This is a genomic window from Helicobacter sp. 11S02629-2 (assembly GCF_002272875.1).
Taxonomy (GTDB): Bacteria; Campylobacterota; Campylobacteria; order Campylobacterales; family Helicobacteraceae; genus Helicobacter_I.
In genome coordinates this window covers 1-6,088 of record NZ_MLAN01000026.1, presented here as the reverse complement: position 1 = coordinate 6,088, position 6,088 = coordinate 1, and the positions used below count along the sequence as shown (strand labels likewise).

General features: G+C 36.2%; 3 protein-coding genes. All 3 read left to right on the top strand.

The window, feature by feature from the left end:
* Positions 1-423 precede the first annotated feature (423 nt).
* The 3 genes from BKH40_RS08360 to BKH40_RS08350 all read left to right on the top strand — a co-directional run bounded on the left by BKH40_RS08360 (position 424) and on the right by BKH40_RS08350 (position 4,970).
* Positions 424-1,659 carry a hypothetical protein gene (locus BKH40_RS08360; protein WP_095278568.1) on the top strand — a complete coding sequence of 412 codons (1,236 nt, stop codon included), beginning with the start codon at positions 424-426 and terminating at the stop codon, positions 1,657-1,659.
* A gap of 521 nt (positions 1,660-2,180) precedes the next feature.
* Positions 2,181-3,596, top strand: coding sequence for an Asp-tRNA(Asn)/Glu-tRNA(Gln) amidotransferase subunit GatB (gene gatB / locus BKH40_RS08355; protein WP_095278567.1), 1,416 nt, complete (start codon positions 2,181-2,183; stop codon positions 3,594-3,596).
* Positions 3,597-3,677: 81 nt separating this feature from the next.
* The gene (locus BKH40_RS08350) at positions 3,678-4,970 is read left to right on the top strand and encodes an NCS2 family permease (protein ID WP_095278566.1); all 1,293 of its coding nucleotides are present in this window, start codon (positions 3,678-3,680) and stop codon (positions 4,968-4,970) included.
* The last annotated feature ends 1,118 nt before the right edge of the window (positions 4,971-6,088 follow it).

The window sequence follows — 6,088 nt, the reverse complement described above, 5'->3', positions numbered from 1 at the left end:
GAAGGTTGGCTTCTATCATAGAGTGCAAAACACTTATAAAGTTACTAGTTAATGCAATGCGAACTACTTGTAATGTTTCCTTATATAAAACAATCTAAAATGTTTATAAAGCTACTAGCCAATATGAGACCAATAACTACTTATAGATTCTATATGTAATCATTAATTAAAGCTAACTATCAACCATATGATATAAAGATATAAAAAAGCATAAATCTTAAAGCTTATTGCTTTTCATTTTTATTTTGACTTTCTACTTTGTCTTTTATCTTTTTGTCTTTAACTTATCTTTTATCTTTTACTTTTTGTTTTTAACTTTTTACCTTAACTTTCATATTAGCTTTTTACTTTTAATCCTTAAATTGATCTTATCTTTATCTTAACTCTTACTTAAAAGTAACTCTTGATGAAAATGGCAGTTTTATGAACTCATCTAATAGTGTAGCTGGTGGTGCAAGTGTGCTAAATGGGGCGACTTTCTCGGTAAATGGCACTGTACTTTCTGGAGTTAATCCAGCATTAAATGCAAACCTTTCTTCTCAGTTAGATGCCATACAAAAGATACAAACTTCTTTGCAAAATATCTCTAATGATGTAATAGCTGGGCAAACTCAAATAGGTGATGCTAGAAGAGTGATTAATGATGGGGTATTTCCTATTGTTGATCTTAATAATAAAATAGTTGCTGGAAACGCCTCAAAAGATACAAATATTTTGGCAGGTACTTATGGAACTGGCAGACAGGTTTCGTATGATGTTGTTGGGTTGTTTAACTCAAATGTAAATGCTGGATTAAATACAACAACTATTGCAAAAACTGCAAGCGACTTAGTGAATGCCTTCAATCAAACCACGGGGAGAAATACAAATTCCTTAATGGATAGAATCTCAGCCTTCCAAAGTGCTATAGCCCAAGTAAGTCCAACTCAAGTAGAACTGCAAAATCCAGCCTATATACAAGCAAGCACTAATTTAAGTGATTCAATAAAAGCTTTAAGTGATCCAAATACTGGAGCAATAGCAAAGCTAAAAAGTGCTATAGAAGTCAATCAAGCAAATGCCAATAAATATAATGCAGAACTTACAAAGGTAACTAACAATCTAAATGCTATAAATAATTTTTCATGGAGGGATACAAATAATATAAGAAACCTATCTCAAGTAGCATCTTCTTTAAAATCAACTATATTAGATGGCATAAAAACAGATTCTGCTGGCAAGACTCAAAATGATATAACAATAACTGGAGATCCAACCAAAGACGCGCAACTTAGCACTACTAGATTTGATCCTAATAGTCCAACAACTACACCAGATCCAAAAACTAGTATAGACGCTGTAGCAAATGCTGTTGCTGAAGTAAAGGCAGCTATAGATAAAGTGGGTAAAGACGCTCAAGCTTTAGCTATAACAAGAGCAGTCATATCAGCATCAACTGAAGCATCTAATGCTTCACTTAACGCTGCAACACAAGATGCAAATGCGCGTAAAAACAAAGCCCCTACAATCTTACCTACTGCAAAAGCTGGTATAGTTGCTTTCTTTGGTAAACATCAATCTGTATCAGTTGAGTATCAGTACTACTTTAGAAATACTAATCCAAACTTTACTAGTGGTGAAGTAACTCTAAACTATGCTTATTACTTTGGCGGGAAGTAGATTCTATAAATGAAAATAGGATTAAAGTAGGATAAAGCTTAAGCTAAAAGTAAAGATTAGATTCTAAAACTTTAAGAATCTAAAAAACCCTAGCAAATACTAATTTGATACTAGTCCTTTAACAAGGGCTAGTATTTAACTTTAAAACAAAACAATCTAAAACAAACCCAAAAATAAAAAGACTACCTTATAGATAGTCTTTAACAAGTTTGACAATCAAACTGCTAGCACAACCCCTAACTTTCAAAAAGTCAAGATATTATAAAACGTCTCTATTTATCACAAGCCAAAACATCAAGCAAGCCTCACTAGCCACAAACATCCACCTTAACCTCGAAGCGTTTAGGTTCTTTTTATGCAAATCTCCGTAAAATGCCATAACTTTTAAGTCTACACCTTAAGCCATTGCAAGATATCGTTAGTTTAGCTGCCCTTGACTAGCTAAAATACGTCTTGAAAAAAGGTTTAATGCAAAAACTTTATCGGTAAGATATATCTAATAAAATCATAAAGGAGATAACGTGTTTGAAACTATCATAGGACTTGAAGTACACGTCCAGCTAAACACCAAAACTAAGATCTTTTGCTCCTGTGCTACTAGCTTTGGAGAAGCGCCAAATACTAACGTCTGCCCAACTTGTCTAGGTCTCCCAGGTGCCCTTCCTATGCTTAATAAAGAAGCACTTTTCAAAGCCTTACTTTTTGGAAATGCCATCAATGCTAAGATTAATAACAACTCAATTTTTGCACGTAAAAACTACTTTTACCCAGACCTTCCAAAAGCCTATCAGATAAGCCAGTTTGAGACCCCAGTAGTGGGACTTGGCCACCTTGATATAGAAACTACTCAAGGATTAAAAACTATAGGCATAACCCGTGCTCACCTTGAAGAAGACGCAGGTAAAAACATCCATGAAGATACTTTTTCAGAAGTTGACTTAAATAGGGCTTGTACGCCGCTTTTAGAGATAGTTAGTGAGCCAGATATGAGGAGTGCAGATGAGGCTGTTAGCTATCTTAAAAAGCTAAGAAGCATAGTTCAGTTTTTAGAGATAAGTGATGCAAACATGCAAGAAGGTAGTTTTAGATGCGATGCTAACGTGTCTATCCGCCCAAAAGGCGATACTAAGCTTTACACAAGAGTAGAGATAAAAAATCTTAATAGCTTTAAGTTCATAGCCAAAGCTATAGAGTATGAAGTAGAAAGGCAAAGCGATGCTTGGGAAGCTGGCACTTATAAAAGCGAAGTAGTACAAGAGACAAGGCTTTTTGATACAGCAAGTGGGACTACAAGATCTATGCGTGATAAAGAAGAAAGTGCAGACTATAGGTACTTTCCAGACCCTGACTTACTGCCAGTTCATATAAGTGAAGAGATGATGGAGAGGGCAAGAAAGATCCCTGAGTTGCCAGATTCTAAACGTAAGCGTTATATTGAGATGGGGATAAAAGATGAGTTAAGTTCGCTTTTAGTCTCAGATATCGCTATAAACAAGTACTTTGAGCACATGCTATCTCTTGGTGTAAGTCCAAAGAACGCCAGCACATGGCTAGGTGTTGAGCTTTTAGGGCGCTTAAAAGAAGGAAGGGGTTTAGAGGCACTAGAGTGCGACAAACTAGCCTACTTAGTTAAAAAGATAGAAGATGACACTATAAGTGCAAAGTCTGCAAAAGATGTGCTTGATAGGTTGCTTATAGATTCTAGTCTTGAGATAGATACTCTTATAAAAGATATGGGACTTGCACAAGTGAGTGATGAAGGGGCGATCTTAGCAGTTATAGAATCTATCATCGCTGCTAATCCAGAAAAAGTCGCTGAGTATAAAGGTGGGAAGGATAAGCTTTTTGGCTTTTTTGTGGGTCAAGTTATGAAAGAGCAAAAAGGGGTAAATCCAAGCGTGGTTAATAAGCTTTTAAAACAAAGGCTAGATTCCTAGCTTAGGGGCTTAGGGCTTGAAGCTAAAAGCCTTAAAGCATCACTCAAGTACAAAACACCACAAGGAGAAGCACTCTTAATCATGGCTCTTTTTAACCTCAAAGCTAACAACACAAGCATAAAGCAAGAACTTAATGGTGGGCTAACCACCTTCTTTACCATGCTTTACATCGTCCCAGTCAACGCCCTTATAATGTCAAAAGCTGGCCTTCCTTTTGAAGCCTTGCTAACTGCAACTGCTATTTTTACTATGATAGCAACCATCATAAGTGGTCTTTGGTCTAACACACCTATAGGCTTAAGCGTGGGCATGGGGCTTAATGCCTACTTTACCTTTGGGCTAGTACTTGGCGCTAAGATCCCTTGGGAGAGTGCCTTAGGTATAGTTTTTATCTCAGCACTTCTTTTTTTCATCCTCTCTTTTACGAAGTTTAGAATCTGGATCCTAGAAAGCATACCAGTTGACTTAAGAAGGGCTATAAGTGCGGGTATTGGCCTTTTTATAGCCTTTGTAGGTCTGCAGCAAATGGGCATCATAGTAAAAAGTGACAGCACGCTAATAACCCTTGGCAACCTTAGTGACAAACATACGATAATTGGCATTATAGGCCTAGTCATAGTCATAGTACTTTTTGCCTTGAAGTTAAGGGCATCTTTTATCATAGCTATAGCCTTAACTTCCATCATAGCTTTTATCTTCCACCTAGCCCCAACCCCAACCCATATAGTATCCTTGCCAGCTAGTCCACTGCCAATCTTTTTAAAGCTTGATATATTAGGAGCACTAAAGCTTAGCTTTTTGCCAGTTATAGTTATCTTTTTTATAACCCATCTTTTTGACTCTCTAGGCACGCTTGGAGGCGTGGGTAATAGGGCACATATATTTGAAGATAAAAGTGGTGCTAAAAAGCTTGAAAGAGCCTTGCAAGCAGACTCTTTTGGTGCTTGCCTTGGATCTTTAGGAGGTCTTTCTACCATCACAGTTTTTGCAGAATCTGCAAGTGGAGTAGAAGCAGGGGCTAGGACTGGACTAGCAGCAGTTATAGCTGGACTTTGCTTTATAGCTACACTTTTTTTCATGCCCCTTTTTCAAGCCTTGCCCTCTAATGCCATCTATCCGGTTTTGATCATGGTTGGAATCTTGATGTTTAGCGAGCTTGGCAAGATAGACTTTAGCGATATAGCAGTAAATATCGCAGGCTTTGGTGCCGTAGTCATGATGCCACTTACTTACTCTATCACTAATGGCCTAGCTTTTGGCTTTATAAGCTATGTCATAGTAAAGCTAGTAAGGCGTGAGTTTAAAGCACTCAATCTTGGGATCATAGTCCTTACGCTTATAAGCATACTTATCTTAGTGCTGCATGAGGCTTAAAAGGCTTGCTTGAAGCAGGGCTTTGGTGGTTTTATATAGGGATAGATGTAGCCTTATAGTGCGTGTATCGCTAGGAGTGTAAGAATGCAGGGCGTGCTAAGTAGATATTTTTAGATTTATAGAATCTGGTTTTATGTCCTGTCTAATTTACGTGTCATATTCTTCTATCTTGATGCTAGGAGATACTTTAACGTGTGATGTGGCAATCAGATATTTTTAGATTCCATAGATAGCAAATAGTGCGTGGTTAGTTGGCGTGTGTGTGAGTGTTTTATTAGAGATTTTTTAAATATTCTAGATTGTTTTGTATAGGGCAATGTTATAAATATCTTGCAGTGTATTAACCAGTAATCTTCTAAGTATCTTGTGCTGCATTGTATAAGTGAGTGTCACAAGTCACACTTTAAGTATCTTGTGCTGTATGATATAAGCCAACCTTCTAGGTATTTCATCATGTATTGCATAAGCCAACCTTATAAGTTTTAATACAAATACAAACATTCTGGAGAAGGCATTAAAGCTATTTAGATAGCTTTAATGATTGTTAAAGACTACCTAGAAGGTAGTCTTTTTGTTTTGATTTGTTTTAGTTTTGGTTTTAGATTAGATATTGTCTAAAGATAATATTTAATAGATTTCAAGGTGTTTATTAACTTCTTAACTTAGAATCTATTTCCTTCAAAGTTAATAGGATTTTTTAGATTCTAGTCTTAAGTTTTAGAATCTAATCTTTACGTTTAGCTTAAGTTTTATCTTACTTTATCCTATTTGTCTGGATTCTATCTTGCGTAGATTCTATTTTCTAACTTAGAATCTATTTCCCTACAAGTTACTGAGATTTCTTAGATTCTATTTTTAAATTTTAGGATCTACTATCTAAGTCACTGCTAGCAGAAGGTGTGATTTTCAACGTAGTAATCACCCCCCCCTATACTCCTTAAGTGTCATAGAGGAGGAACTAATAGAGGGGTTAAGCCATATTCTACTTACTTAGATTCTATTTTCTAACTTAGGATCCATTTCCCTACAAGTTACTGGGATTCTTTAGATTTTATTTTTAGATTTTAGAATCTGCCATCTAAGTCATGTACTAGGAGAAGTGTGTGACTTTCGAAATA

Excerpts from the sequence above, each read along its gene's own strand:
- BKH40_RS08350 (WP_095278566.1), top strand. The coding sequence starts at position 3,678 with ATGGCTCTTTTTAACCTCAAAGCTAACAACACAAGCATAAAGCAAGAA.
- BKH40_RS08360 (WP_095278568.1), top strand. The coding sequence starts at position 424 with ATGAACTCATCTAATAGTGTAGCTGGTGGTGCAAGTGTGCTAAATGGG.